Annotated in this window: 23 protein-coding genes; 12 read left to right on the plus strand and 11 right to left on the minus strand. The window is 61.1% G+C overall.

The genetic code is table 11. The annotated features are described in order from the left end of the window. Positions 1-71 precede the first annotated feature (71 nt). From rarD to ACI2KS_RS20915, 5 genes are all read right to left on the minus strand, one after another. Entirely contained in the window at positions 72-965 is an 894-nt protein-coding gene (rarD, locus tag ACI2KS_RS20895; RefSeq protein ID WP_404622900.1) for an EamA family transporter RarD, read from the minus strand. 233 nt (positions 966-1,198) lie between these two features. Then, positions 1,199-2,173, minus strand: coding sequence for a serine/threonine protein kinase (locus ACI2KS_RS20900; protein WP_404622901.1), 975 nt, complete (start codon positions 2,171-2,173; stop codon positions 1,199-1,201). A gap of 217 nt (positions 2,174-2,390) precedes the next feature. Further along, the gene (locus ACI2KS_RS20905; protein ID WP_404622903.1) at positions 2,391-4,304 is read right to left on the minus strand and encodes a PhoX family protein; all 1,914 of its coding nucleotides are present in this window, start codon (positions 4,302-4,304) and stop codon (positions 2,391-2,393) included. Between the two features lie 104 nt (positions 4,305-4,408). Next, positions 4,409-5,173, minus strand: a complete 765-nt coding sequence (locus ACI2KS_RS20910) for a TOBE domain-containing protein (protein ID WP_404622904.1) — start codon at positions 5,171-5,173, stop codon at positions 4,409-4,411. Between the two features lie 178 nt (positions 5,174-5,351). Next, entirely contained in the window at positions 5,352-6,086 is a 735-nt protein-coding gene (locus tag ACI2KS_RS20915) for a ComF family protein (RefSeq protein WP_404622905.1), read from the minus strand. A 108-nt stretch (positions 6,087-6,194) separates the two neighbouring features. On the opposite strand from ACI2KS_RS20915, the gene bioB reads away from it, so the two are divergent. The 9 genes from bioB (at position 6,195) to ACI2KS_RS20960 (ending at position 17,236) form a co-directional block, all read left to right on the plus strand. Further along, positions 6,195-7,250 carry a biotin synthase BioB gene (gene bioB, locus ACI2KS_RS20920; protein WP_404622906.1) on the plus strand — a complete coding sequence of 352 codons (1,056 nt, stop codon included), beginning with the start codon at positions 6,195-6,197 and terminating at the stop codon, positions 7,248-7,250. Positions 7,251-7,424: 174 nt separating this feature from the next. After that, a complete protein-coding gene (bioF, locus tag ACI2KS_RS20925) occupies positions 7,425-8,636 on the plus strand; it encodes an 8-amino-7-oxononanoate synthase (protein WP_404622907.1) in 1,212 nt (403 codons plus the stop codon). Next, positions 8,629-9,360: an alpha/beta fold hydrolase gene (locus ACI2KS_RS20930; RefSeq protein WP_404622908.1), complete on the plus strand. Its 732-nt coding sequence runs from the start codon at positions 8,629-8,631 to the stop codon at positions 9,358-9,360. The genes bioF and ACI2KS_RS20930 overlap by 8 nt, the downstream gene beginning before the upstream one ends. Further along, positions 9,353-10,201, plus strand: a complete 849-nt coding sequence (gene bioC / locus ACI2KS_RS20935) for a malonyl-ACP O-methyltransferase BioC (protein ID WP_404622909.1) — start codon at positions 9,353-9,355, stop codon at positions 10,199-10,201. The genes ACI2KS_RS20930 and bioC overlap by 8 nt, the downstream gene beginning before the upstream one ends. Positions 10,202-10,288: 87 nt before the next feature. Next, the gene (bioD, locus tag ACI2KS_RS20940) at positions 10,289-10,969 is read left to right on the plus strand and encodes a dethiobiotin synthase (protein WP_404622910.1); all 681 of its coding nucleotides are present in this window, start codon (positions 10,289-10,291) and stop codon (positions 10,967-10,969) included. Positions 10,970-11,226: 257 nt separating this feature from the next. Next, a complete protein-coding gene (locus tag ACI2KS_RS20945; RefSeq protein WP_404622911.1) occupies positions 11,227-11,523 on the plus strand; it encodes a pyrroloquinoline quinone biosynthesis protein PqqE in 297 nt (98 codons plus the stop codon). Positions 11,524-11,880: 357 nt separating this feature from the next. After that, positions 11,881-13,686, plus strand: a complete 1,806-nt coding sequence (locus ACI2KS_RS20950) for a phenylacyl-CoA dehydrogenase (RefSeq protein WP_404622912.1) — start codon at positions 11,881-11,883, stop codon at positions 13,684-13,686. A 253-nt stretch (positions 13,687-13,939) separates the two neighbouring features. Continuing rightward, positions 13,940-15,235 carry a GGDEF domain-containing protein gene (locus ACI2KS_RS20955; RefSeq protein ID WP_404622913.1) on the plus strand — a complete coding sequence of 432 codons (1,296 nt, stop codon included), beginning with the start codon at positions 13,940-13,942 and terminating at the stop codon, positions 15,233-15,235. Positions 15,236-15,457: 222 nt separating this feature from the next. After that, positions 15,458-17,236 carry an acyl-CoA dehydrogenase C-terminal domain-containing protein gene (locus ACI2KS_RS20960; protein ID WP_404622914.1) on the plus strand — a complete coding sequence of 593 codons (1,779 nt, stop codon included), beginning with the start codon at positions 15,458-15,460 and terminating at the stop codon, positions 17,234-17,236. Positions 17,237-17,483: 247 nt separating this feature from the next. Here the strand turns inward: ACI2KS_RS20960 and ACI2KS_RS20965 are convergent, their stop codons facing one another. Next, positions 17,484-18,392, minus strand: coding sequence for a LysR family transcriptional regulator (locus ACI2KS_RS20965; RefSeq protein WP_404622915.1), 909 nt, complete (start codon positions 18,390-18,392; stop codon positions 17,484-17,486). Between the two features lie 102 nt (positions 18,393-18,494). On the opposite strand from ACI2KS_RS20965, the gene ACI2KS_RS20970 reads away from it, so the two are divergent. The 3 genes from ACI2KS_RS20970 to ACI2KS_RS20980 all read left to right on the plus strand — a co-directional run bounded on the left by ACI2KS_RS20970 (position 18,495) and on the right by ACI2KS_RS20980 (position 20,243). Next, positions 18,495-19,193: an MOSC domain-containing protein gene (locus tag ACI2KS_RS20970; protein WP_404622916.1), complete on the plus strand. Its 699-nt coding sequence runs from the start codon at positions 18,495-18,497 to the stop codon at positions 19,191-19,193. After that, on the plus strand, positions 19,190-19,888 hold the full coding sequence (locus tag ACI2KS_RS20975) for an aminotransferase class III-fold pyridoxal phosphate-dependent enzyme (RefSeq protein WP_404622918.1): 699 nt from the start codon (positions 19,190-19,192) through the stop codon (positions 19,886-19,888). The genes ACI2KS_RS20970 and ACI2KS_RS20975 overlap by 4 nt, the downstream gene beginning before the upstream one ends. A gap of 193 nt (positions 19,889-20,081) precedes the next feature. Beyond that, positions 20,082-20,243: a YqaE/Pmp3 family membrane protein gene (locus ACI2KS_RS20980; protein WP_081564967.1), complete on the plus strand. Its 162-nt coding sequence runs from the start codon at positions 20,082-20,084 to the stop codon at positions 20,241-20,243. Positions 20,244-20,410: 167 nt separating this feature from the next. Here the strand turns inward: ACI2KS_RS20980 and ACI2KS_RS20985 are convergent, their stop codons facing one another. The 5 genes from ACI2KS_RS20985 to pqqB all read right to left on the minus strand — a co-directional run bounded on the left by ACI2KS_RS20985 (position 20,411) and on the right by pqqB (position 25,447). After that, positions 20,411-22,237 carry an alpha/beta hydrolase family protein gene (locus ACI2KS_RS20985; protein ID WP_404622919.1) on the minus strand — a complete coding sequence of 609 codons (1,827 nt, stop codon included), beginning with the start codon at positions 22,235-22,237 and terminating at the stop codon, positions 20,411-20,413. Next, positions 22,203-23,390 (minus strand): pyrroloquinoline quinone biosynthesis protein PqqE, encoded by a 1,188-nt coding sequence (gene pqqE / locus ACI2KS_RS20990; protein ID WP_404622920.1) that lies wholly within the window; start codon positions 23,388-23,390, stop codon positions 22,203-22,205. Before pqqE ends, ACI2KS_RS20985 begins: the two co-directional genes overlap by 35 nt. Then, positions 23,362-23,637, minus strand: a complete 276-nt coding sequence (pqqD, locus tag ACI2KS_RS20995) for a pyrroloquinoline quinone biosynthesis peptide chaperone PqqD (protein WP_404622921.1) — start codon at positions 23,635-23,637, stop codon at positions 23,362-23,364. The genes pqqE and pqqD overlap by 29 nt, the downstream gene beginning before the upstream one ends. Then, complete coding sequence (pqqC, locus tag ACI2KS_RS21000) at positions 23,634-24,389, minus strand: pyrroloquinoline-quinone synthase PqqC (protein WP_404622922.1); 756 nt, start codon at positions 24,387-24,389, stop codon at positions 23,634-23,636. Before pqqC ends, pqqD begins: the two co-directional genes overlap by 4 nt. Before the next feature lie 146 nt (positions 24,390-24,535). Next, on the minus strand, positions 24,536-25,447 hold the full coding sequence (pqqB, locus tag ACI2KS_RS21005; RefSeq protein ID WP_404622923.1) for a pyrroloquinoline quinone biosynthesis protein PqqB: 912 nt from the start codon (positions 25,445-25,447) through the stop codon (positions 24,536-24,538). Between the last annotated feature and the right edge of the window lie 15 nt (positions 25,448-25,462).

Here is a 25,462-nt window from a genome sequence, read left to right on the forward strand (position 1 = left end):
GTGGATAACCTGAGCAAAGACCCGCGCAGGCCATACCGTCCGTGGCCTGCAACGAGTTGGTCGTTTATTGATCAGCGTTTGGCGCGGCGGCGTATCGCCCACCAAGCATCGGCGCTGTAGATAACCAGTCCTGCCCAGATGAAAGCGAAGGTCACCACCGTCGCCGAGGGCATGTGCTCACCAAACATGAGTACGGCCAGCGACAGCACGATCGTGGGTGCGATGTATTGCAAAAAGCCCAGCGTGGCATAGGGCAGATGGCGAGCGGCTGCGTTGAAGCACAGCAGCGGCACCAGGGTGACCGGACCGGTAGCGGCCAGCCAGATCGCCTCGGAGGTGGTCCAGAATTCCGGCTGAGCGCTGTGGGCTGTCGGGTTGAAAATCAACCAGCCGATCGCCAGCGGCACCAGGATCCAGGTCTCGACCACCAGACCCGGGAGTGCGGCGATGGGCGCCTGTTTGCGGATCAGCCCGTAAAAACCGAAGCTGAAGGCCAGTGCCAGGGAAATCCACGGCAGACTGCCGACCTGCCAGACCTGTTGCGCAACGCCTACCAGCGCCAGCAGCACGGCAGCCCACTGCAAAGGCCGCAGCCTTTCACGCAGCAATACCAGACCCAGCATGACGTTGATCAGCGGATTGATGAAGTAGCCGAGGCTGGCTTCGACCATGTGGTTGTGGTTGACCGCCCAGACGTAGATCAGCCAGTTGATGGCGATCAGCGCGCCGCTGCTGGCGAGAATGGCCAGGCGGCGGGGATTGTCGCGCAGCTCTCGCCACCAGCCGGGGTGCTTCCATAGCAGCAACAGGACAGAGCCGAAAATGGCTGACCAGATGGCGCGGTTGACGATGATTTCCACGGCGGGGACTGCGGCAAGCAGCTTGAAGTAGATCGGAAACAATCCCCAGATGATGTAGGCACTCAGGCCCAGAATGTACCCGCGACGCGGGTTGGCAGCTTGCATGGAGGGTCCTTGGACAGTTTTTTTGTAGGTGGTGCGGATCTTCGGTTGCCATGCGACCGGCTTCTGCCCGGAGGGCGTGGGAGTCCAGCTTGCTGACGATTGACCGGGCACCGGTCACAACCCCGGCAAATGCCGTGTCTCGGGATTACCCAGGCCTAGGGTTTACGACCGGTACCCGATTGATCGCCGGCAAGCCAAGCCCTCACGCCCTGCGGGCAGAGCCCTCGTAGGTTTCAAAACAGTTTCAATGGCTCCTCATTCAGCGCCGACAGTTGCTCGCGTAGCGCCAATACCTGATCGCCCCAATAGCGTTCGGTGCCGAACCAGGAAAAACTGTGTGGAAATGCAGGGTCGTCCCAGCGGCGTGCCAGCCAGGCGCTGTAGTGCAGCAGGCGCAGGGCCCGCAGAGGCTCGATCAGCGCCAGTTCGCGCGGGTCGAAGTCATGAAACTGGTTGTAGCCGTCCATCAGTTCCGACAGCTGACTCAGGCAATCCTGACGATCGCCGGCGAGCATCATCCAGATGTCCTGCACGGCGGGCCCCATGCGACAGTCGTCGAGGTCGACGATATGGAAGATTTCGTCGCGGGTCATCATGTTGCCGGGGTGGCAATCACCGTGCATGCGGATGTTCTGATGCGGCGTGGCGGCGTAGACATCTTCCACGCGCTTGAGCAGATCCTTGGCGACTGACTCGTAAGCCGGTAGCAGGCTGCGCGGAATGACGTTGTTTTCCAGCAGATAGTTGAGCGAGTCGTGGCCGAAGTTCTTCACACCCAGCGCTTCGCGGTGCTCGAACGGGCGAGTGGCGCCCACCGCATGAATACGCCCAAGCAACTGACCGAGGCGGTAGAGCTGATCCAGATTGCCCGGCTCCGGCGCCCGGCCGCCGCGACGAGGAAACAGCGTAAAGCGAAAGCCCGCGTGTTCGAACAGGGTCTGGCCGTTGTGTATAAGCGGCGCGACCACGGGAATTTCCACCTCGGCAAGCTCGGCGGTGAAACTGTGTTCTTCAAGGATGGCTTCAGTGGTCCAGCGATTGGGTCGGTAGAACTTGGCAATCAGTGGCTGACCTTCATCGATGCCGACCTGATAGACGCGATTCTCGTAGCTGTTGAGCGCCAGAATGCGCGCGTCGCTGACGAAACCGATGCTTTCAACGGCGTCCAGCACCAGGTCCGGTGTGAGTGTTGCGAACGGGTGGGCCATGCTTACTCCTGCGCGCAGCAGGCTGCCGCGTCGGGCCCGTCATGGTAACGCAGCGCAGGGTGAATGAGGTGTATGGATTAAAACCGTGGAGGTTTGGTGCCGCGATGCATTCCCTGTAGCAGGCCGGCTGGCCGCAGGTACCGGTTTCAAGTACGCCACGGCCGGCCAGCCGGACTGCTACAGGGGATGCGCTGGCGAATGGATCAACGCGGCCACCTCAGGCCCCGATCACCCCACCATCCTCGCGGGTGATCACCATCACCGAAGACCTCGGTTTGCCGTTGGGCAAATGTTCGGGAAAAGTCGAGCCGCCGTTCTCGCCCGGATGCTGAATCCCGACGAACAGCGCCTTCTGGTCCGGCGCGAAGCTGATCCCGGTCACCTCGCAGCCCACCGGGCCGACCATGAACCGGCGGATCTCACCGTTGGCGGGGTCGGCGCAGAGCATCTGGTTGTTGCCCATGCCAGCGAAATCCCCGGCGTTGCTGGAATCACCATCGGTGAGAATCCACAGTCGTCCAGCCTTGTCGAATCCCAGTCCGTCGGGACTGTTGAACATGTTTTGAGCAGTGATATTGCTTGAGCCGCCTTGCGGTGTGCCGGCATGGACGCCGGGGTTGCCCGCGATGACGAACAGATCCCAGTCAAAGGTCATGGAGGCCGCGTCCGAGCCGGTTTCCTGCCAGCGCAGAATCTGCCCGTACTGGTTTTTCGCCCGAGGGTTGGGCCCGCCCACCGGCTGACCGTCTTCGCCGCGCCTGGCGTTGTTGGTCAACGTGCAATAGACCTGACCGTCAGTTGGGCTAACCACTATCCATTCCGGCCGGTCCATTCGCGTTGCCTTGACCTGGCTTGCCGCCAGACGCGCATGAATCAGCACTTGAGCCTGGTTGGCAAAACCGTTCGTGGCATCGATACCGTTCTGTCCATGGGTCAGCTCGATCCATCTGCCCTGGCCCTTGGGGTGATCCGGGTGGCTGTCGCCGTTGTCGAACTGCGCTACATAGAGCGTGCCGTGATCGAGAATGTCGCGATTGGCCTTCGCACTCTTGTGATCGATCTTGTCGCGGCTGATGAATTTGTAGATGAACTCACCTCGCTCATCGTCGCCCATGTACACCACGACGCGCCCGTCGCGGGTTTCGGTCAGGGCCGCGTTTTCGTGCTTGAAGCGGCCCAGCGCGGTGCGTTTGACCGGTGTGGATTGCGGATCGAACGGGTCGATTTCCACCACCCAGCCGTGCCGATTGAATTCATTGGGATGCTTGGCGATGTCGAAGCGAGGGTCGTGCAGGTGCCAGTTCACTTCCTTGCTGGCCGCGACAACGCCGTAGCGCTTGGTGGCTGGGTCGAATGTCTGCGCAGGATCGCTGCTGCCGAAGCAGTCGGTGAAGTTCTCTTCGCAGGTTAGGTACGTGCCCCAGGGCGTCTTGCCGTTGGCACAGTTCTGAAAGGTGCCAAGCACGTTCCTGCCGGTTGTGTCGGCGGCGGTTTTGAGCCACTCGTGACCTGCCGCCGGGCCGCTCAGCCGAATCGGCGTATTGCCATGGATGCGGCGGTTGTATTTCGAGCCCTGCACGAACGTCCACCGAGCGCCTTCGCGCTTGATCTCGATCACCGACACACCCTCACTGGCCTGGGCCTTGTGCACGTCCTCGGCTGATTGCGGGTCTTTGCCGTGATCGAACAGATAGCGGTAATTGGTGTACTCGTTGTTGATTGCCATCAACGCACGGCTGGCGTTGTTGGCGTTGTCGCCGGGGAAGGTGAACAGGCTCATGCCATCGTTGTTGTCGCCAAACTGCAGCTCCTGCGCCCTGGCCGTGCCCTTGCCGCTTGGGTCAAAGGCAGGCCCGCTCGCCTGCAGCGGCTGGCCCCAACTGATCAGCACCGAGGCTGTATAACCGGATGGCAGGCTGATGCTGTCGGCGGTGGCGGCGGGGATGCTGGCAAAGCCCAGCAGCGTGCTGTTACCGGCGCTCACGCTGGCGGCCATGACGCTGCGACTGAGCAGATTGCCGCCCAGAAACATCGCGGCGCCGCACAGGGCGCCGGCGCTGATGAAGCCACGGCGGGTGAGTCCCACCATGGTCTCGAGGTCGGTGGACTGATTTTCTTCTAGGGATTTCATCACGGGCTTCCTGCGGTTTTGGCGAAAACCTTATTCAGCCCGGATGACAATATTGTGTCCGTGCAATGACGGCTGCCCGCGGCAAAGCGGTGTGCGGGAGGGCGTTAAAGCGGCGTGCCGATCAGCACGTTGGAGGGGGCGAACTGCACGTTGATATCGTTCCCGACCTTTGCGTTCAGCGCTTTCAGCTGGTCAGGCTCGGACATTGCGCACAGCGTCTGACCGCTCGGGAGCGCGATTCTGACCTCGCTGGGCCCCTCTTCGCCGTCAAGAATCTCGTCGATTTTCCCCGCTAGGCAATTGTGTCCAGTTGTTACCGTGTGCTCGGGTGACAACAGCTCCAGCCAGCTGGCCTTGATCAAGGCAAACACGTCGGTGCCCGCTTCAAGCTCCAGACGCAGGGTGCTGTCGTGGGTGATTTGCGCATTGATCATCAGTCCCCCCGCCAGCTTCAGCCCGATCAGGTCGTTGCGACCGAACGGCGTAATACTGGTGACCTGGCCGTGCAGTTGATTGCGTGCGCTGGTGCGCAGCATCAAACGGCTGAGCAGTGCCAGGTCGCTGGATTCTTCGGCAGTCTCCAGCAGTTGCGCCTGAAGTGCCTGCAAGCGTTGATAGAGGCGCAGGACACGCTCACCTTCCTCCGACAACCTGGCCCCTCCACCGCCGCGGCCGCCGACGCTGCGCTCCACCAGTGGTTTGTGCGCCAGATTGTTCAGTTCATCGATGGCGTCCCACGCCGCCTTGTAACTGAGCCCGGCGCTTTTTGCCGCGCGCGTGATCGAGCCCTGCTCGGCAATGTGCTGCAACAGCGCAATGCGATGCGGGCGACGGACCATGTGTTGGGTGAGTGAGGTGGGTAGCGACATGATGGCGGGATGTGTTTGTTGGAATGAGGGGCGAGTGTAAGCCAGTTTCGATGTCCTCAACACGATCCCGCTGTGGCAGCACGGCTTGCCGGCGGTGGCGTCTGTGATAGCGCTATCGCCTGCGCGGCGCACGGCTACAGGTGGTTTTGCCCGGTTGTCGAGCGCCCAGGTGACCGAATCAATCCCCAGGTCTGGCCGTGCGCGCCAGACAATACACATCCACCTGCCTTGCCCCCGCCTGAATCAACAGGCGTGCGAGGGCGTGGGCCGTGGCGCCGGTGGTCAGTACGTCATCGATCAGGGCGATGTGTTGACCGAACACGCGGGCGGGGGTGGGCAAGGCGAACGCGTCGCGCAGGTTGCGCTTTCGTGCCTTGGCGTCCAGCCCCTGCTGCGCCGGTGTCTCTTTGATGCGTTTGATCAGGCGTTCGTCCACCGGCAGTCGCAGGGCGTCGCCGAGCCAGTGCGCGAGCATCGCCGCCTGGTTGTAACCGCGCTGGCGCAGTCTTTTTCTGGCCAGCGGCACCGGCAGCAAAAGATCCGGCCGCTCAAGGCCTTCGTCGAAACGATGCTGCAAGGTCTGTCCCAGCATTTCGCCGAGCAAGCGCCCCAGCGGCCACTTGGCCTGATGCTTGAAGCGTGTGACCAATGCGTCGATGGGAAAGTCGTAAAGCCACGGCACGATGACCTGACTGAATGCCGGCGGTTGGCGAATGCACTGCGCGCAGGTCATGCCTGACAGCGGCAAGGGCAGGGCGCAGTGGTCGCACTGGTCGATCAGCCAGGGAAGGTCGCTCTCGCAGGCGGCGCAGATCGAACTGATCGAGCCAGTCTGCTCGTCGCACAGCAAACAGGTTTGTACGTTTTTTAACCAGATGTAAACCTGATGTCCGTTGTTTGGTTGACAGCGCATGTCTCTTCCTTAAATATGCCGAACATCCGTGTTGCGCCTGTGGACTTTCAGGGTCTGCCGAACGAGCAGAACCGCCCGGGTATCGCCAAAAACATCAAGGAGCCGCCCATGAGCGCCAGCATCAATGCCACTTTGCGTCACGACTGGAATCTAGCCGAGGTAAAGGCGCTGTTCACACAGCCCTTCAATGACCTGCTGTTTCAGGCGCAAACCGTGCATCGCGCTCATTTCGACGCCAACCGTGTGCAGGTCTCCACCTTGTTGTCGATCAAGACCGGCGCCTGCCCTGAAGACTGCAAGTACTGCCCACAGTCCGGTCACTACAACACCGGGCTTGAGAAAGAAAAGCTGATGCAGGTCCAGCAAGTGCTGGAAGAGGCTGCGCGGGCCAAGGCCATCGGCTCCACCCGTTTCTGCATGGGCGCCGCCTGGAAGCATCCTTCGGCCAAGGACATGCCGTACGTGCTGGAGATGGTCAAAGGCGTGAAGGCCCTGGGCCTGGAAACCTGCATGACGTTGGGCAAGCTGGATCAGGATCAGACACAGGCGCTGGCCCAGGCGGGTCTGGATTACTACAACCACAACCTCGACACCTCACCGGATTTCTACACCAGCATCATCACCACCCGGACCTATAGCGAGCGCCTGCAAACCCTGGCCTACGTGCGTGATTCGGGGATGAAGATCTGCTCCGGCGGCATTCTGGGCATGGGCGAGTCGCTGGACGATCGCGCCAATCTGCTGATCCAGCTAGCCAACTTGCCAGAGCATCCCGAGTCGGTGCCGATCAACATGCTGGTCAAGGTCGCCGGCACGCCGCTGGAAAACGCCGAAGACGTCGATCCGTTCGATTTCATCCGCATGCTGGCCGTGGCGCGCATCCTGATGCCGCAATCCCATGTACGCCTCTCGGCAGGTCGCGAGGCGATGAATGATCAGATGCAGGCCCTGGCGTTCTTTGCCGGCGCCAACTCGATTTTCTACGGCGACAAACTGCTGACCACTGCCAATCCGCAGGCCGACAAGGACATGCTGCTGTTCTCGCGCCTGGGCATTGCCCCGGAGGCCCGTGAAGAGCATTCCGATGAAGTGCATCAGGCCGCCATCGAGCAGGCGCTGGTGGAACAAAAGAGCAGCGAGCTGTTTTACGACGCGGCTGTCTGAATTCGCTGTCATCACCCTGGCTAACATCCAATATGCGGCACGCACGGCAACTGTAGGCGTGAGTTTGCTCGCGAAGCGGTCTATCAATCGACATGACTATCGACTGACCCGCTGCAATCGCGAGCAAGCTCACTCCTACAGAGAAATGCGTAATGCATTCGCCACGAGGCCTGCATGTCTTTCGATCTGAGCGCACGGCTTGCTGCCCGTCGTGCCGAGCATCTGTACCGTCATCGTCCTTTGCTGGAGAGTCCGCAAGGCCCTGAAGTGGTGGTCGATGGCAAACCGCTGCTGGCGTTCTGCAACAACGACTACATGGGCCTGGCCAATCATCCCGAGGTTGTCGCTGCCTGGAAAGCTGGCGCAGAACGCTGGGGAGTCGGTGGCGGGGCGTCGCATCTGGTCATCGGCCACAGCACCCCGCACCACGAGCTGGAAGAAGCACTGGCAGACCTTACCGGTCGCCCGCGTGCCTTGTTGTTCTCCAACGGCTACATGGCCAACCTCGGGGCGGTCACGGCACTGGTGGGGCAGGGCGATACGGTGCTGGAAGACCGGCTCAATCACGCCTCCCTGCTCGATGCCGGCCTGCTCAGCGGCGCGCGTTTCTCCCGCTACCTGCACAACGATGCCGACAGCCTGAACGCTCGTTTGGAGAAGGCGGTGGGCGATACCCTGGTGGTCACTGACGGCGTGTTCAGCATGGACGGCGACATTGCCGACCTGCCAGCGCTGGCAAAAACAGCCAAGGCGAAAAATGCCTGGCTGATGGTCGATGACGCCCACGGTTTTGGTCCGCTTGGCGCCAATGGTGCTGGCATCGTCGAGCATTTCGGCCTGGGAATCGACGACGTGCCTGTGCTGATCGGCACCCTGGGCAAGTCCTTCGGCACGGCGGGTGCCTTCGTGGCCGGGAGCGAGGAACTGATCGAGACCCTGATCCAGTTCGCCCGCCCCTACATCTACACCACCAGCCAGCCGCCAGCATTGGCCTGCGCGACCCTGAAAAGCCTGCAATTGCTGCGCTCGGAACATTGGCGGCGCGAGCATCTGGCGGCGCTGATCAAGCAGTTCCGCGCCGGCGCCCAGGCCATCGGTCTTGAGCTGATGGACAGCTTCACGCCGATCCAGCCGATTCTCATTGGAGACAGCGGCCGCGCCTTGCGGCTGTCGCAGATGCTGCGTGAGCGCGGCTTGATGGTGACCGCTATTCGTCCGCCAACGGTTCCGGCAGGCAGCGCGCGTTTGCGCGTCACCCTGTCCGCCGCTCACAGTCAGGCTCAGGTGCAGCTATTGTTGGAAGCACTGGAGCAGTGCTATCCGCTGCTCGCCGAGGGCGTTGGCGTGAACGGCACGAGTGAATCGGGGGAGCCACAACATGCGTGATCGGTTGATCCTGCTACCGGGCTGGGGGCTGGGGGTTTCGCCGCTGGAACCGTTGGCGGCGGCATTGCGCGGGCTGGACGAACATCTGCGGGTCGAGATCGAACCGTTGCCGGACATGGACAACGATGACCTCGACGACTGGCTCGACGAGCTGGATTCGACCTTGCCAGACAATGTCTGGCTCGGTGGCTGGTCGCTCGGCGGCATGTTGGCCGCAGAGTTGGCCGCACGCAGGGGCGAGCGCTGCTGTGGTCTGGCGACCTTTGCCAGCAATGTGTGCTTTGTCGCCCGCAGCCAGTGGCCCAATGCGATGGCGCAAACTGACTTCGATGCCTTCATTGCCGGCTGCAAGGCCGATCAGGACGTGACGCTCAAGCGCTTCAGCCTGCTGTGTGTGCAGGGTGCCGAGGAACCCCGTGCCTTGTCGCGACAACTCAAGGCCGGCGCGCCCCATGGCACCAGTAACGGCCTGATCGAAGGCCTCAAGCTGCTCGAGCAGATGGACACCCGCGCCGCGTTGCAGGCTTATCGAGGTCCGCAACTGCATCTGTTTGGCGGTCTGGACGCCTTGGTGCCGGCAGAGGCCTCGGCCGATCTGCTCGCATTGTTGCCTGACATCGAAGTCGGCGTGATCGAGAAGGCCAGCCATGCCTTCATTCTGGAAAACCCCCACGGCGTGGCCGCAGCGGTCCAGGCGTTTCTACATGAGTCCGGTGATGACTGATCTTTCCCATTGTGCGGTGTTGAAGGCCGTGAAACAGCAACAGGCGACAACCCAGGGCCGGCTGCCGGACAAACGTCAGGTCGCTGCATCGTTTTCCAGAGCGGCTGCCAGTTACGACAGCGTCGCGGATCTGCAGCGCGCGGTCGGGGCGCAATTGATGGCCCGCCTGCCGGAAAATCCGCCCGCGCGGTGGCTCGACCTGGGCAGTGGCACCGGCCATTTCAGTCGAGCAATGGCCCAGCACTTTGCCCACAGTGAAGGGGTCGCCCTGGATATCGCCGAAGGCATGCTGCGCCATGCGCGTCCGTTGGGTGGTGCGCAACATTACGTGGCCGGTGACGCCGAGAACCTGCCACTACGCGGTGCCAGCGTCGATCTGATGTTTTCCAGTCTCGCCGTGCAATGGTGTTCGGATTTCGCTGCGGTGCTGGCCGAAGCCAACCGGATCTTGCGGCCTGGGGGCACATTCGCGTTTGCCAGCCTCTGCGTGGGCACTTTGTATGAGCTGCGTGAGAGCTGGCAGGCGGTGGACGGTATGGTTCACGTCAACCGGTTCCGCGAGTTTGACGACTATCAGCGCCTCTGCGCGGCCAGTGGGCTGCGGGTGCGCAGTCTGGACGTACAGGCGCATGTGTTGCATTACCCCGATGTGCGCAGCCTGACCCATGAGCTCAAGGCGTTGGGTGCGCACAATATCAACCCAGGCCGCCCTGGCGGGTTGACCGGCAGGGCGCGGATTCAAGCGCTGATCGAAGCCTATGAGGGATTTCGACAACCAGACGGCCTGCCGGCGACCTATCAGGTGGTTTACGCAGTGCTTGAAAAGCCTGCAGTTGTTTAGAAAATGACCAATCGGATGAGCGGTGTTCCTGCAGGCGCTATAGTGAGTAAGCAACAGTTTGAAATATCTGAACGGATGGTCGCCAAGATGAGTGCTGCGTATTTCATCGCGGGAACCGATACCGATGTTGGCAAGACTACTGTTGCCACCGGGATTTTATATGCGGCGCGACAGTCCGGAATGAGCACGGCTGCGGGCAAACCCGTGGCCTCGGGCTGTGACGTGCGCCCCAAGGGTTTGCGCAACCCCGATGCCGTAGCGCTGCGAGCCGAGTGCTCTATTACGCTGACCTACAACGAGGTCAATCCGGTGGCGTTCGAGCCGGCCATCGCTCCGCACCTGGCGGCCCGCGAGGCTGGCGTGGCGCTGACCGTGCAATCACTGCTGGGTCCGATGCGGCATATCCTCGACAAAAATGCGGACTTCACCCTGATTGAAGGCGCTGGCGGCTGGCGCGTGCCGTTGGCCGATCAGGCGAACCTCTCTGATCTGGCCATCGCCCTTGGCTTGCCGGTGATCCTGGTGGTGGGCGTACGATTGGGCTGCATCAGCCATGCGCTGCTATCGGCCGAAGCCATTGCCAACGACGGTCTGCAACTGGCCGGTTGGGTGGCCAATATCATCGATCCGAAGACTTCGCGGCTCGAAGAGAATCTGGCCACGCTCGCTGAAAGACTGCCTGCGCCTTGCCTGGGGCGGGTGCCCTTCATGAAGAAATCTTCGCCTGAGTTGGTCGCCGAGCATCTGCATCTTGAGTTGCTGGATTAATGACAGGGCGATGGGATTTCAGACGCCTCTGTCTCGCCGTACCTGTAGGAGTGAGCTTGCTCGCGATTCGTTACTTCAGACATGGTGATGTCGACCGGTGCGGCGCAATCGCGAGCAAGCTCACACCAACAGGTAGACATGGCTTCAAGTTGTGAGGTCTATCACACGGCGCAATGCCATTAGTCTATTTGACGAGTGTTTGACCCGGTTTACTGGTTTAATCGCTCTGTTCGTTTTATGAACAGAGGATCACGGTCATGCAAATCTCCCTGAACAACACGCTGTACCCGGGCCTGAGTGCAATGCAGGTGGGGATGGACCGTGTCGATCAAGCCGCTACTCAGCTGGCCAGCCCGGCCACGGAAGTTTCCGGCCGTAGCCAGTCTTCGGATTTCCAGCTTGAGCGCCTGCGTTCCGTGGATCGCCCGCAGAGTTCGGACCTGGCCACCAACGTAGTCGAACTGACCCAAGGCCGGATTCAGGTTCATGCTGGCGCCAGGGTCGAAAAAGCCAGCGACGAAGCGCTCGGCACGCTGATCGACACCTTCGCCTGACTCCCTCTCCCGTGCGCTTCGGCGCACATCGCTAACTGGTTTCGCCCCTCTCTGAATAACGCCCCATCAGCAGACCGAATCGCGGCCTTCTGAGGGCTGCTGCACGCATCTGCTCGACTAAACTCCCGGTAAACCTTTCTTCGCGTTCCGTGAGCTTCGGGCTTCGTGCTGCGTGTCGTTCAGCGCCGTGACGATGAAAGGTTGACGACGCACCCTTGACAAGGATTGGGCGTAAACGTATGTTTCAAACACCTGTTTGACCGCCGGACAGACCACAGGTGTCGGTGGAAGGGGCCAGTCCCCGCAGTGACCGAACGGTCATCCAATTCCAGGATTCATCAGCAGAGGTTTATCGCTATGCCTGACTACAAGGCCCCCTTGCGTGATATTCGCTTCGTTCGTGACGAGCTGCTCGGCTACGAAGCGCACTATCAGAGTTTGCCAGCATGCCAGGACGCCACGCCTGACATGGTTGACGCCATTCTCGAGGAAGGCGCCAAGTTTTGTGAGCAGGTACTGGCACCGCTGAATCGCGTGGGCGATACCGAAGGCTGCACCTGGAGCGAGTCTGGGGTTAAGACGCCGACCGGTTTCAAGGAAGCCTACAAGCAGTTCGTCGAAGGCGGCTGGCCAAGCCTGGCGCATGACGTCGCCCACGGTGGTCAGGGTCTGCCTGAGTCGCTGGGTCTGGCTGTCAGCGAAATGGTGGGCGAGGCCAACTGGTCGTGGGGCATGTACCCGGGCCTGTCTCATGGCGCGATGAACACCATCTCCGAGCACGGCACCCCTGAGCAGCAAGAGGCTTACCTGACCAAGCTGGTTTCCGGTGAGTGGACCGGCACCATGTGCCTGACCGAGCCTCATTGTGGTACCGATCTTGGCATGCTGCGCACCAAGGCCGAGCCTCAGGCCGACGGTTCTTACAAAGTCTCCGGCACCAAGATTTTCATCTCCGCCGGCGAACACGACATGGCCGACAACATCGTCCACATCGTCCTGGCGCGCCTGCCCGATGCGCCTGCGGGCACCAAAGGCATTTCGCTGTTCATCGTGCCCAAGTTCATGCCGGCCGCCGATGGCAGCGTCGGCGAGCGCAACGCTGTGACCTGCGGCTCGCTCGAACACAAGATGGGCATTCATGGCAACGCCACTTGCGTGATGAACTTCGACGGCGCCACGGGCTTTCTGATCGGCCCGCCGAACAAGGGCCTGAACTGCATGTTCACTTTCATGAACACTGCGCGCCTGGGTACCGCACTGCAAGGTCTGGCGCATGCCGAAATCGGCTTCCAGGGTGGCCTCAAATACGCTCGCGAACGTCTGCAGATGCGTTCGCTGACGGGCCCCAAGGCGCCTGAAAAAGCCGCTGACCCGATCATCGTTCACCCGGACGTGCGTCGCATGCTGCTGACTATGAAGGCCTTCGCCGAGGGTACTCGCGCGATGGTGTACTTCACCGCCAAGCAGGTCGATATCGTCAAATACAGCGACGACGCCGAAGCCAAGAAGCAAGCGGATGGCCTGCTGGCATTCATGACTCCGATTGCCAAGGCATTCATGACCGAAGTCGGTTTCGAATCCGCCAACCACGGCGTGCAAATCTATGGCGGCCACGGCTTCATCGCCGAGTGGGGCATGGAGCAGAACGTTCGCGACAGCCGCATCTCGATGCTGTACGAAGGCACCACCGGCGTTCAGGCACTTGATCTGCTGGGTCGTAAAGTGCTGATGACTCAGGGCGAAGCGCTCAAGGGCTTCACCAGAATCGTGCACAAGTTCTGCCAGGCGCAGGAAGGCAATGAAGTGGTCAACGAGTTCGTGACGCCGCTGGCTGCACTGAACAAAGAGTGGGGCGAGCTGACCATGAAGGTCGGTATGGCCGCCATGAAGGATCGCGAAGAAGTCGGTGCCGCTTCCGTGGACTACCTGATGTTCTCAGGCTACGTGTGCCTGGCCTACTTCTGGGCTGACATGGCACGTGTTGCCGCCGAGAAACTGGCTGCCGGCACCTCCGAAGAAGCTTTCTACACCGCCAAGCTGCAGACGGCGCGCTTCTACTTCCAGCGCATCCTGCCGCGTACCCGTACTCACGTTGCGGCCATGCTGTCGGGCGCAGGTAACCTGATGGACATGAACGAAGAGCATTTCGGCCTGGCTTACTGAGTCACCCGCCGGGTTTTCCTCAAAGCCGCTTGTCCTTCGGGATGAGCGGCTTTTTTGTGTCTGTCTGCCGGCTCCTACAGTCCGCGGGCAGACGAAATCCGGGTACCCCAAATATCGTGACGGCGGGATCACCCAAGCCACAGAAAAATAGTGATTCGTCGCACAATTCTCCTCATCAAATCGGTGAGCTGGCCGATACAGGCACAATGCCATTCGATTTGAACTCGCTCCGTACGGGTAGGAGATAGTCTTCTTGCTGCGCCCTTCCGCTGCACGTCTCAGCCATTTTTTACCGTCATTTGCGCTTTTACTTGCGGGTCTTGCGGCTGCCTACGTGAAGGACCTGAACGTGTTCTTCACCTCACTGTTCAACGTGCTTCCTACCTTGGTCCTGTTGCTCGGCGGTGCGTATTGCGGCGTGTACAAACGCCAGCGCGAACTGTTTCTGATGATCACGGTGTACCTCGCCTATTTCCTGCTCGACACCCAGACCGACTATTACCGCGACAACGGCAAGGTGCGTGAAGACGCAGCGGTGGTGTTCCATCTGTGTTGCCTGCTGCTACCGGTCATGTATGGCCTTTATGCTGCCTGGGAAGAGCGCACCCACCTGTTTCAGGACCTGGTGGCGCGGCTGGCGGTGTTCGTGGCGGTGGGCAGTGTCGCCCTCGGCATGGAGCAGAGCTTCCCGGAGGGTCTGTTGGCCTGGCTGGCCGACATACGCTGGCCTTCGCTGCACGGCGAGTGGATGAGCCTGATCCAGCTGTCCTATGCCACCTTCCTGCTGGCCTTTGCGGTGCTGATCACCCAGTACGTGCGCAAGCCACGGCCGTTGCATGCTGCTCAGCTGGTCGGTCTGCTAGGCCTGTTCTGGGCATTGCCCAAGACCTTCATCCTGCCGTTCACGCTGAACATCATGTGCAGCCAGGTGATGCTGATGATCGCCGCAGCGGTCGCGCACGAGGCTTACCAGATGGCGTTCCGCGATGAGCTCACGGGGCTGCCGGGACGACGAGCGCTCAATGAGCGGATGCAGCGCCTGGGTCGTAACTATGTGCTGGCGATGAGCGATGTCGACCACTTCAAGAAATTCAACGACACCCACGGCCATGACGTCGGCGATCAGGTGCTGCGTCTGGTGGCCAGCAAATTGTCGAAGATCACCAACGGCGGCGGGCGGGCCTACCGTTATGGCGGGGAAGAGTTCGCCATCGTCTTCGCCGGCAAGACGCTGGAAGAGTGCATGCCGCATCTGGAAGTCATTCGCGAGACCATCGCCAGCTACTCGATTCAGCTGCGTAATCAGGAAAACCGCCCCAATGACGATCAGCAGGGCCGCCAGCGCCGTGCAGGCGCGCAAGCCTCGGCGGTTTCAGTGACCGTCAGCATTGGCGTTGCCGAGCGTCAGCCGGAGCATCGCAATCCTGAGGAGGTACTCAAGGCCGCCGATCAGGCGCTGTATGCCGCCAAGGGCGCAGGCCGAAATTGTGTGATCGCCCATGGGCAGACCAACAAGCGCGGTGCCGTCAGAATGGCCGCCGCCAGCTGATACGCTTCCCTATTCTTGCGGATGAAGAGGCTTTCACTGTCAGGTGAAGGCCTTGTCGTATTAATCGACTGGTTGTGACCAAAACTAGATATATGGTCACTACCTGACCCTATGTGTCGCAAATGGTGTTCATGTACACTCGGAGCAACTGACACACCGGCGCCGCGGCAATCACGCGGCGTCTCTTTTCCGGGTTATCTGCTGCTGTTTGCGAGGTTTGCCATGGCTGACTACAAAGCGCCGTTGCGCGATATGCGCTTCGTCCTCAATGAAGTATTCGACGTCTCCGGGCTCTGGGCCACGCTGCCTGAGCTGGCCGAGGCGGTTGATGCCGAGACGGTCGAGGCGATCCTCGAGGAAGCGGGCAAGGTCACGGGCAAATCCGTAGCGCCGCTGAGCCGCGCAGCCGATGAAGAAGGCTGTCACTGGAAAGACACCGCCGTGACGACGCCGGCCGGTTTCGTTCAGGCCTACAAAACCTACGCCGAAGGCGGCTGGGTGGGCGTGGGCGGCAACCCCGAGTTCGGCGGCATGGGCATGCCCAAGGCGGTGTCTGCGCAGGTTGAAGAGATGGTCAACTCCGCGAGCCTGGCCTTCGGCCTGTATCCGATGCTGACTTCAGGCGCCTGTGTTTCGATCAATACCCACGCAACCGAAGCGCTCAAAGCCACGTATCTGCCGAACATGTATGCAGGTATCTGGGCCGGTTCCATGTGCCTGACCGAGGCTCACGCCGGTACGGATCTGGGCATCATCCGCACCAAGGCCGAGCCTCAGGCAGACGGCTCCTACCTGATCAGTGGCACCAAGATCTTCATCACTGGCGGTGAGCACGATCTCACCGAAAACATCATTCACCTGGTGCTGGCCAAGCTGCCGGACGCGCCTGCGGGACCAAAAGGCATTTCGCTGTTCCTGGTGCCCAAGTTCATGGTCAATGGCGACGGCAGTCTGGGTGAGCGCAACACGGTTTCCTGCGGCTCCATCGAACACAAGATGGGCATTCAGGCGTCGGCCACCTGCGTCATGAATTTCGATCAGGCCGCAGGTTATCTGATCGGTGAGCCGAACAAAGGCCTGGCGGCCATGTTCACGATGATGAACTACGAGCGTCTGGGCGTCGGCATTCAAGGTCTGGCATCCGGCGAGCGGTCTTATCAGAACGCCATCGAGTACGCCCGTGACCGTCTGCAAAGCCGAGCGCCAACCGGTGCACAGTCCAGGGACACGGTCGCTGACCCGATCATCGTTCACCCGGACGTGCGTCGTATGCTGCTGACCATGAAAGCGCTGAATGAAGGCGGTCGTGCCTTCTCCACCTACGTGGCCATGCAGCTGGACACCGCCAAATACAGCGAAGACGCGACAGTGCGTGAACGTGCCGATGCATTGGTTGCGCTGCTGACGCCCGTCGCCAAGGCTTTCCTGACCGACATGGGGCTGGACATCACTGTGCATGGCCAGCAAGTGTTTGGCGGCCACGGTTACATCCGCGAGTGGGGCCAGGAGCAGTTGGTCCGCGACGTGCGGATCACCCAGATCTACGAAGGCACCAACGGTATCCAGGCGCTGGACCTGATGGGGCGTAAAGTAGTGGCCAGCGGGGGCGCTTATTACCGGCTGTTCTGCGATGAGGTCCGCAAGTTCATCGCGTCCTCCGACAGCGCTCTGGCCGAATTCACCAAACCGCTCGGCGCCGCGCTGACGACGCTGGATGAGCTGACCGACTGGGTGCTGGATCGCGCACGCAGCAATCCGAACGAGATCGGTGCGGCCTCTGTCGAGTATTTGCATGTTTTCGGCTACACAGCCTATGCGTACATGTGGGCGATGATGGCCAAGGCAGCCCTGGGCAAAGAATCTCAGGAAGACTTCTACGCCAGCAAACTGGGCACTGCGCGCTTCTATTTCGCCCGTCTGTTGCCACGCATCCAATCGCTTGCCACGTCGGTGAAGGCCGGCAGCGAGCCGTTGTATCTGCTCAGCGCCGAGCAATTCTAAGGTGAGGCGGCGTTGTGTAAGCATTTGCTTACACAACGTGATGCCAATTGGCTCTAGCGCTTAAATGGATCCAAAGTTAATCTACTCACATGGACGTAGCGCAGGATGCGCAAACAGATAACAGGGACACGTAGGGATTGCCTGCCAGGATGGCGGGGAGAAAGGGAAGTCAAAGGGAAACAGTCTGGAAAACCTCGCCTCGGCGGGGTTTTCTTTTATCTGCTTCTTTTAAACCCTGCACGCCGGATCACGACCCTTCAAACGGCCCGGTTGTCGGGTTCACCACTTCCTCCAGCACAGACCGGAGCAGCTCAAGGGTTGTCTGCTGTCTCTGCGCATCTCGAAACACCAGCCCGATCTGCAGCGCCACCCTGGGCTCGCTCAACGGCTTCCACAGCAAGTCATCGTTGTCCTGGATCCCCTGCGCACGCCCCGGAAGCACGGTGGCCAGCTTCATGTGTGCCAGGCTGTCGAGAATCCCCGCCATGTTATTCAGCTCAGCCTGCACATGCGCGCGGCGACCCAGATTGGCGAGTTGGCTCTGCCATATCTGCCGCACCTGAAACTCTTCGCCCAGCAACAACATCGGCAGCTCGGCCGCCTGACTCATCGAGACTTTCTTGAATTCGCGCAATGGATGAGTGTTGGGGATGACCAGTTTCAGTTCATCTTCGTACAGCAGCATCCCGTGCAACCCCGGCTGGCGTGGCGGCAGATAGCTGATGCCGATATCCAGCGAACCGTTGAGCAGGCGTCGTTCGATCTCCATCGCGCTCAGCTCGTAGATCTGCACCACCAGATGCGGCTGGGCTTTGCGCACGTGCTCCAGCATTTGTGGCACCAGGCTTGAATGCACCGTCTGCATCACGCCGATGGCCAGCGTCCTTTGCGATTGCCCTTTGAAATTGCGCAATGCGTCGCGCGCCCGCTGCATGCCATCGAGCAGGGGCACTGCATGGTTGTACAGCGTGTGAGCGGCCAGGGTCGGCAGCAGGCGTTTGCTGCTGCGCTCGAACAAGCTGACGTCGAGACTGTGTTCCAGCTGACGAACCTGTTGCGACAGCGCCGGTTGTGACAATGACAGGCGCTCGGCGGCGCGGCCTACATGACCTTCTTCGTAGACCGCGACGAAATAACGCAGTTGGCGAAAATCCATAAGTAATTCTTATCGAAATGGCTGGGAAATCGAAATGGTGGTGTGACCTGTTGGCGCATAGTCTACGCCCAACTCACAGGGGTTACAGGGCCGTACAGCGCGATGAACAGTGTTCGAGTCGATGGTGTTTACATAGGTAAAGCGAAAAATCTTGGTCAAGGGTTGATCAGCGATATCGATAAGCATCGACTGGACCGACGTTTGTGGCTCTGGCCGCAGGGCCTTGGCAATGACGAGCACGGTGATCCGCGCTTCCATACCGGGCCCGAGCGCGCCCTGCACCACTATCCCGCCGAGCACTATGCGTACTGGCGCAAGCATTACCCGCACATCGACTGGTGCGCCCCGTCATTCGGTGAAAACCTGTCTTCCCACGGCCTGACTGAAGAGCATGTCTGCCTTGGCGATATGTTCCGCTGGGGCGGCGCGTTGCTGCAGATCAGCCAGCCGCGCTCGGCCTGTTACCGCTTGAGCCACACATGGGGCATCCAGGCGCTGCCGCAGCATGCCCAGGACACCGGGCGTTGTGGGTGGTTTTATCGCGTGCTCAAGCCCGGATTCGTCAGCCCTGAGGATTCATTCGAGTTGATCCAGCGCAGCTATCCTGGCCTTACCGTCGCCTGGGCCCTGCGCAGTTTTTATCATGAGCCCCTTGAACATGTGGGCCTGAAAAAGCTGGTGGATTGCCCGGCGCTCTCCTCACGCTGGCGGGACATCGCGCTCAAGCGGTTGCGTACCGGTCGTGTCGAGGACTGGAGTGATCGACTCCTGGGCTTGCCACTGGAAGGGCTGCGCGCATGAACCTGTTCAACCGCATGCGCCCCTCTGAAAACTGCGACGGCGACGAGCTTGATCACGCTGCGTTGCTTTCCCCCCTGCAACGCCTGCGTCAGCGCACCGGCAGTGACCAGGCGGCTTTGTTCATCAATGAGCACGATGCGTTCGCCGGGGCCATGACCCTGGCGCGCAAATGGGGTGAGCGCCACCGGCGTGGCCAATGTGGTGTGGTGATCGCCAGCGGCGGTCGTTTCGACGCGCTGATCGAATCAATGGCCAGCGATGTCGCGCGGGTGCCGTTCAATGACCTGACCGCGCTCAACGCTGCCGTGGACTCCCGAACAGTGGCTGTGGTGCTGGAGCCGATCCAGGGGCAAAGCGTCGTTACCCCGGCGTCCCACGCGTATGTCCAGGGTGTGGCCAGTCTCTGTCGAGCGCTGAACATCCTGCTGATAGTCAATGAAGCTCGAGGCACGGTCGGCCAGCACGGTGGCTTGCTCAGCGAGGACACCTATGGCGTACGTGCCGATATCGTGGTGCTGGGCGACCATTCGAACCGCAGCCCGCGCAGTTCTGCATTGCTTGCGCGAGGTCAGGCCTGCACTGCCGTGATCGACGACCTGGCAAGCGCTGTGCAGCCAACGGTGCCGAGCCCGCCACGTGACATTCAACACCCCCGCCCGCAGCGCCAGGCACAGGCAACAGGGCTCATGGCGTGACCGGCCTTTAACACTTTCTCAAACCGTCTTGCGTTTTGTACGCTTCGCCCCGCGCCGGTCACCTTGGCGCGGGGCGTTTTTTTGTCTGCCAAGTGATGGCTTGGTGATATTCCGGGCGGAACCCCTGAAACCTCACAGGGTCGATTAGCTGTGTGGCTCGAATGGGCCATCTCACTAATCTGGAGCTGCACCCATGGATATCATTCGCATCATCATCGCAATCCTGCTGCCACCCTTGGGCGTGTTCCTGCAAGTCGGCTTCGCTGGCGCCTTCTGGCTCAACATCCTGCTGACCCTGTTGGGCTATTTCCCCGGCATCATCCATGCGGTCTACATCATCGCCAGCCGTAAGTAAGTCTTTTCCGTTCGCGGCTACGGTGCACTGCGGTCGTGGCGCCGAGTCCTGTAGCCGCTCGGCTTGCCGGCGATAGCGCGCTCAAGATCGCGACCGCCGGCAAGCCGGACTGCTACCGGGTGTTGGCTGTCCACACATCGACGCCGTCCAGGGATCCGCTGGTTGTTTCAACCATCAATGACCTTGCGATAGAACGCCCATTCGGTCTCCAGCGCGTGAGCCTGGTTGCTGGCCATGCGCAAGCCATGGCGTTCGCCGGGGTAAAAGTGGCCCTCGGCCGGGATGCCCTTTTCCAGCAGCGCATTGAGCATGTCACGGGTCTGGGCGGGGACGACCACCGCGTCGAGTTCACCCTGGAAGAAGATCACCGGCACCTTGATCTGCCCGGCATGCAGCAGGGGCGTGCGCTCGCGGTAGCGAACCATGTCGATGTCGGGGTCGCCGATCAGCCAGTCCAGGTAGTCCGCTTCAAACTTGTGCGTGGCCTCGGCCAGCGCCAGTGGATCGCTGACCCCGTACAGGCTTGCGCCCGCGCGGAACACATCCTTGAAGGCCAAGGCGCACAAGGTCGTGTAACCGCCAGCGCTGCCGCCACGGATGAAGGCCTTGTCCGGATCAATGAGACCCTGATCGCCCAGATAATCGACCACCGCGCAAGCATCCTCGACATCCACCACCCCCCATTCAAGGAACAGTGCCTGTCGATAGGCGCGACCGTAACCGGTGCTGCCGCGGTAGTTGAGGTCGGCGACCGCGAAGCCGCGTTGCGTCCAGTATTGAATGCGCGGGTCGAGCACGGGGTAACAGGCCGAAGTCGGGCCGCCATGGATGAACACCACCAGCGGCGGTTTTTCCTCGCCATTCATGGCCGGGTAGAAATAGCCGTGCGCCTCGCCCGCTCCGCTGGGGTAGCGCAGGATTTGCGGGCGGCTGATGCGCTCGGCAGGCAGCGGTGAAACCCCGCCAGCCAGCACTTGAACGCTTTTATCCGATCGACTCACGGCGATCACCGCAGACGGGCTGACCGCCGATGCCGCGATGCAGTAGATGAACTGATCATCCGTCGCCAGGCTGCGAAAGCGGCTGTAGTCACCGCCCAAATCTTCCACCGATCCATCGCCTGAGCGTATGCCCAGCACGCCCTGACCCTCTTCGGACCAGGTCGCCAGGTACGCGCCAGCGTTCAGCGGCAGCCAGCTCGAACCGCCCAGCTGCCAAGGTGCAGGCGCGTGATCGGCCGTGGCTGCGGGTAACGACTCCAGGCCTTCCAGCGTTTCCACCCACGGCTGCCAGAACCCGCCGCGATCGGTCAGGCAATACAAGCGGCCTTGAGCGTCAAAGCGCGGCTGTTGCAGTGCCTCCAGCCCCAGTCCGCCGGCCAGGCAGCGTGCTCGACCCCAGTTGCCGTCGGCCAGGCGCTCGACGCTCATGAGTCGGGTCGACGTCCAGGGTTGGTGCGGACGCCACCACTCGATCCAGACCAATCGATCTGCATCAGGGCTCAGGATCGGTGATGCGTAGAAATCCGCGCCTTCGGCAAGAACGTCACGCCGGCCGCTCATCAGCTCGATGGCAATCAGGCGATGCACGTCCTGATCTTCCTCGACCGCCAGAATCTGCCCACGGGCAAAGCGCAGATCGCCGTAGCGCTTGTCGCCTTGGGTGAGGGCCAGGGGGGTGTCGCAGGCAAACGGCTGGAGGTAGATCTGCTGGTCGGCTTCGTTGACGAAGGCCACCGCGTCGTCGGTCAGGCAGAACGAACCGCCGCCGTATTCATAGACCCGGCTGCGGACGCTGAAGCCATCGGGCGTCAGGCAAGAGGTGACGCCGTTGCTCCGGCGCCATATGCGCGAAGCTGCATCCTGCGGGCGAAATTCATTCCAGAACAGCCCAGCGGGACTGACGCTCAACTCGGCGAAATCAATGCCTGCCGCCACGGCCTGGGCGGCAGAAAACAGATCAGGATTTTGCGATGAGGCGCGAGTTTCGTTCATTGCGAAAGGCCAGTTGCTCAATGGTCTGGCTAGCATACTCGGCTTCGTCGCGCGCTTGGGTGATCAAGCCGTGTTGCGGCGACTTGCTGCACACCGGGTCGGCGTTGCTGGCATCGCCCGTCAGCATGAAGGCCTGGCAGCGGCAGCCGCCGAAGTCCTTTTCCTTTTCATCGCAGGAGCGGCACGGCTCGGGCATCCATTCATAACCGCGAAACCGGTTGAACCCGAACGACTCGTACCAGATGTGCTGCATGCTGTGATCGCGCACGTTGGGGAACCGGATCGGCATCTGGCGCGCGCCGTGACAGGGCAGGGCGGTGCCGTCCGGGGTCACAGTGAGGAACAGGTTGCCCCAGCCGTTCATGCAGGCTTTCGGGCGCTCTTCGTAATAGTCGGGGGTGACGAAGATCAGTTTGACTGGATGGTTCTCGGCGGCCAGTTTTACCCGGTACTCGTTGGTGATGCGTTCGGCACGCACCAGTTGATCCTTGGTCGGCAGCAGGCCAACGCGGTTGAGCTGCGCCCAGCCGTAGAACTGACAGGTGGCCAATTCGACGAAGTCCGCTTCCAGCGCCACGCAGAGCTCGATGATCTTGTCGATCTTGTCGATGTTATGCCGGTGCGTGACGAAGTTGAGCACCATCGGGTAGCCATGTTTCTTCACCGCACGGGCCATTTCCAGCTTCTGCGCGAAGGCTTTTTTCGAGCCTGCGAGCATGTTGTTCACTTGCTCATCGCTGGCCTGGAAGCTGATCTGGATGTGGTCCAGGCCGGCCTCTTTGAAGTCGATGATCTTTTGCTCGGTCAGGCCGATCCCGGAGGTGATCAGGTTGGTGTAGAAACCCAGGCGACGAGCCTCGGCTATCAGCGCTGCCAGATCCTGTCGAACCAGCGGCTCACCGCCGGAAAAGCCGATCTGCGCCGCGCCCATCTGCCGGGCTTGGGCCATGACCTTGAACCACTGCTCGGTGCTCAGCTCCTGGCCCTGCTTGGCAAAATCCAGCGGGTTGGAGCAGTACGGGCATTGCAGCGGGCAGCGATAGGTCAGCTCGGCGAGCAGCCACAGTGGCAGCCCCACGGGTGGGGTGGGCGGAATGTGCACGTTGGGCTCGGCTACCGTCGACTCAGGCAAGTTCGATCCAGTGTTCTGCACGCGCGACCTCCATGAATTGCTCGACATCGGTGCCGAGTTCGGGAACGCCAGGGAATTTCTCGTCAAGCAGGCCGATGATCGCCTCGACGCTACGCTGACCATCAATCAACCCGCCGATTTCACTGGCACTCTCGTTGAGCTTGATCATGCCTTCGGGGTACAGCAATACGTGGCCGTTCTGTGCAGGCTCGAACTGGAAGCGATAGCCGCGACGCCAGCTAGGCACGTGTGCGCGGTCGAAGGTCATAGGGCGATTCCTTTGTGCCAGACGCGTTGATCGGTGACGCTGTGATAAGGCGGGCGATTCAGCTCGTACGCCATGCTCATGGCGTCCAGCATGCTCCACAATATGTCGAGTTTGAACTGCAGGATTTCCAGCATGCGCTGCTGGCCTTGCCAAGTGGTGTAGTGCTGCAGGGTGATCGCCAGGCCATGTTCCACGTCGCGGCGGGCCTGGCCCAGGCGGGTGCGGAAATATTCGTAGCCGGCCGGGTCGATCCAGGGGTAATGCTGCGGCCAGCTGTCCAGGCGCGACTGGTGGATCTGCGGCGCGAACAGTTCGGTCAGCGAGCTGCTGGCGGCCTCCTGCCAGTTGGCACGGCGGGCGAAATTCACATAAGCGTCGACGGCGAAACGAACACCGGGTAGGACCAGCTCTTGCGAACGCAGTTGGTCCGGGTCCAGCCCGACCGCCTGACCCAGACGCAACCAGGCTTCGATACCGCCGTCTTCTCCAGGCGCCCCGTCGTGGTCGAGCAGGCGCTGAATCCATTCGCGGCGGATTTCCCGGTCAGGGCAGTTGGCAAGGATCGCGGCGTCCTTGAGCGGGATGTTCACTTGATAGTAAAAGCGGTTGGCGACCCAGCCCTGAATCTGTTCGCGGGTGGCGCGGCCTTCGTACATTGCCACATGAAACGGGTGATAGATGTGGTAGTACGCGCCCTTGGCACGCAGGGCCTGTTCGAATTCAGCGGGGGACAGTGCCGTTGGCTCAGTCATGTCACACATTCCTTAATCAGCCGTCGCAGGTTCTGTGGTGTATTCCAACGCGTCTGCACCAGGCACTGGCTCACTGCAGACTCTGTAGCAGTCCGGCTTGCCGGCGGTGACAGGCTGAAGGTCGCTACCGCCCGCAAGCCGTGTTGCTACAGCTCGATGCTCATGCCATCAAAGGCCACTTCAACGTCGCGGCGTGCCAGCTCAGCGCGCTCGGGCGAATCTTCGTCGAGAATCGGATTGGTGTTGTTGATGTGAATAAGCACTTTGCGTTGGCGGGGGAGTTTCTCCAGCACTTCGAGCATGCCGCCGGGGCCGTTCTGCGCCAGATGGCCCATCTGCGTGCCAGTGCGGGTGCCGACGCCGCGACGCTGCATTTCATCGTCGTCCCACATTGTGCCGTCCACCAGCAGACAGTCGGCGCCGCTCATCTTTTCCATGAGGGCATCATCGACCTTGCCCAGCCCCGGGGCGTAGAACAGCTTGCCGCCGGTTTTCAGATCCTCGACCATCAGGCCGATGTTGTCGCCCGGATGCGGATCGAAGCGGTGCGGCGAGTAGGGCGGGGCGGCACTGCGCAGCGCAAACGGGGTGAAGCGCAGGTTTGGACAGGCCGGGATCACGAAGCTGCCTTGCAGTTCGATACGGTTCCAGCTCAGGCCGCCGTTCCAGTGCTTGAGCATGTTGAACAGAGGAAAGCCGGTGCTCAGGTCTTCATGGACCATGTCCGTGCACCAGACCTGATGCGGGCAACCCTCGCGCAGGCTCAGCAGGCCGGTGGTGTGGTCGATCTGGCTGTCCATCAGGATGATTGCGCTGATGCCGGTGTCGCGCAGCCCACGGTTGGGCTGCATGGGCGCGAAACCTTGCAGTTGAGCGCGAATATCCGGGGAGGCGTTGCACAAGACCCAGTTCACGCCGTCATCTGACAGGGCAATCGACGATTGAGTGCGAGCGTGAGCGCGCAGGCTGCCGTCGCGAAAACCTGCGCAGTTGACGCAGTTGCAGTTCCACTGGGGGAAACCGCCGCCTGCGGCCGAACCGAGAATCTGGATGTGCATGTGTGCTCCGTACTC

Origin of the sequence: Pseudomonas sp. NPDC087358, from assembly GCF_044900785.1 — a bacterium.
Classification (GTDB): domain Bacteria; phylum Pseudomonadota; class Gammaproteobacteria; order Pseudomonadales; family Pseudomonadaceae; genus Aquipseudomonas.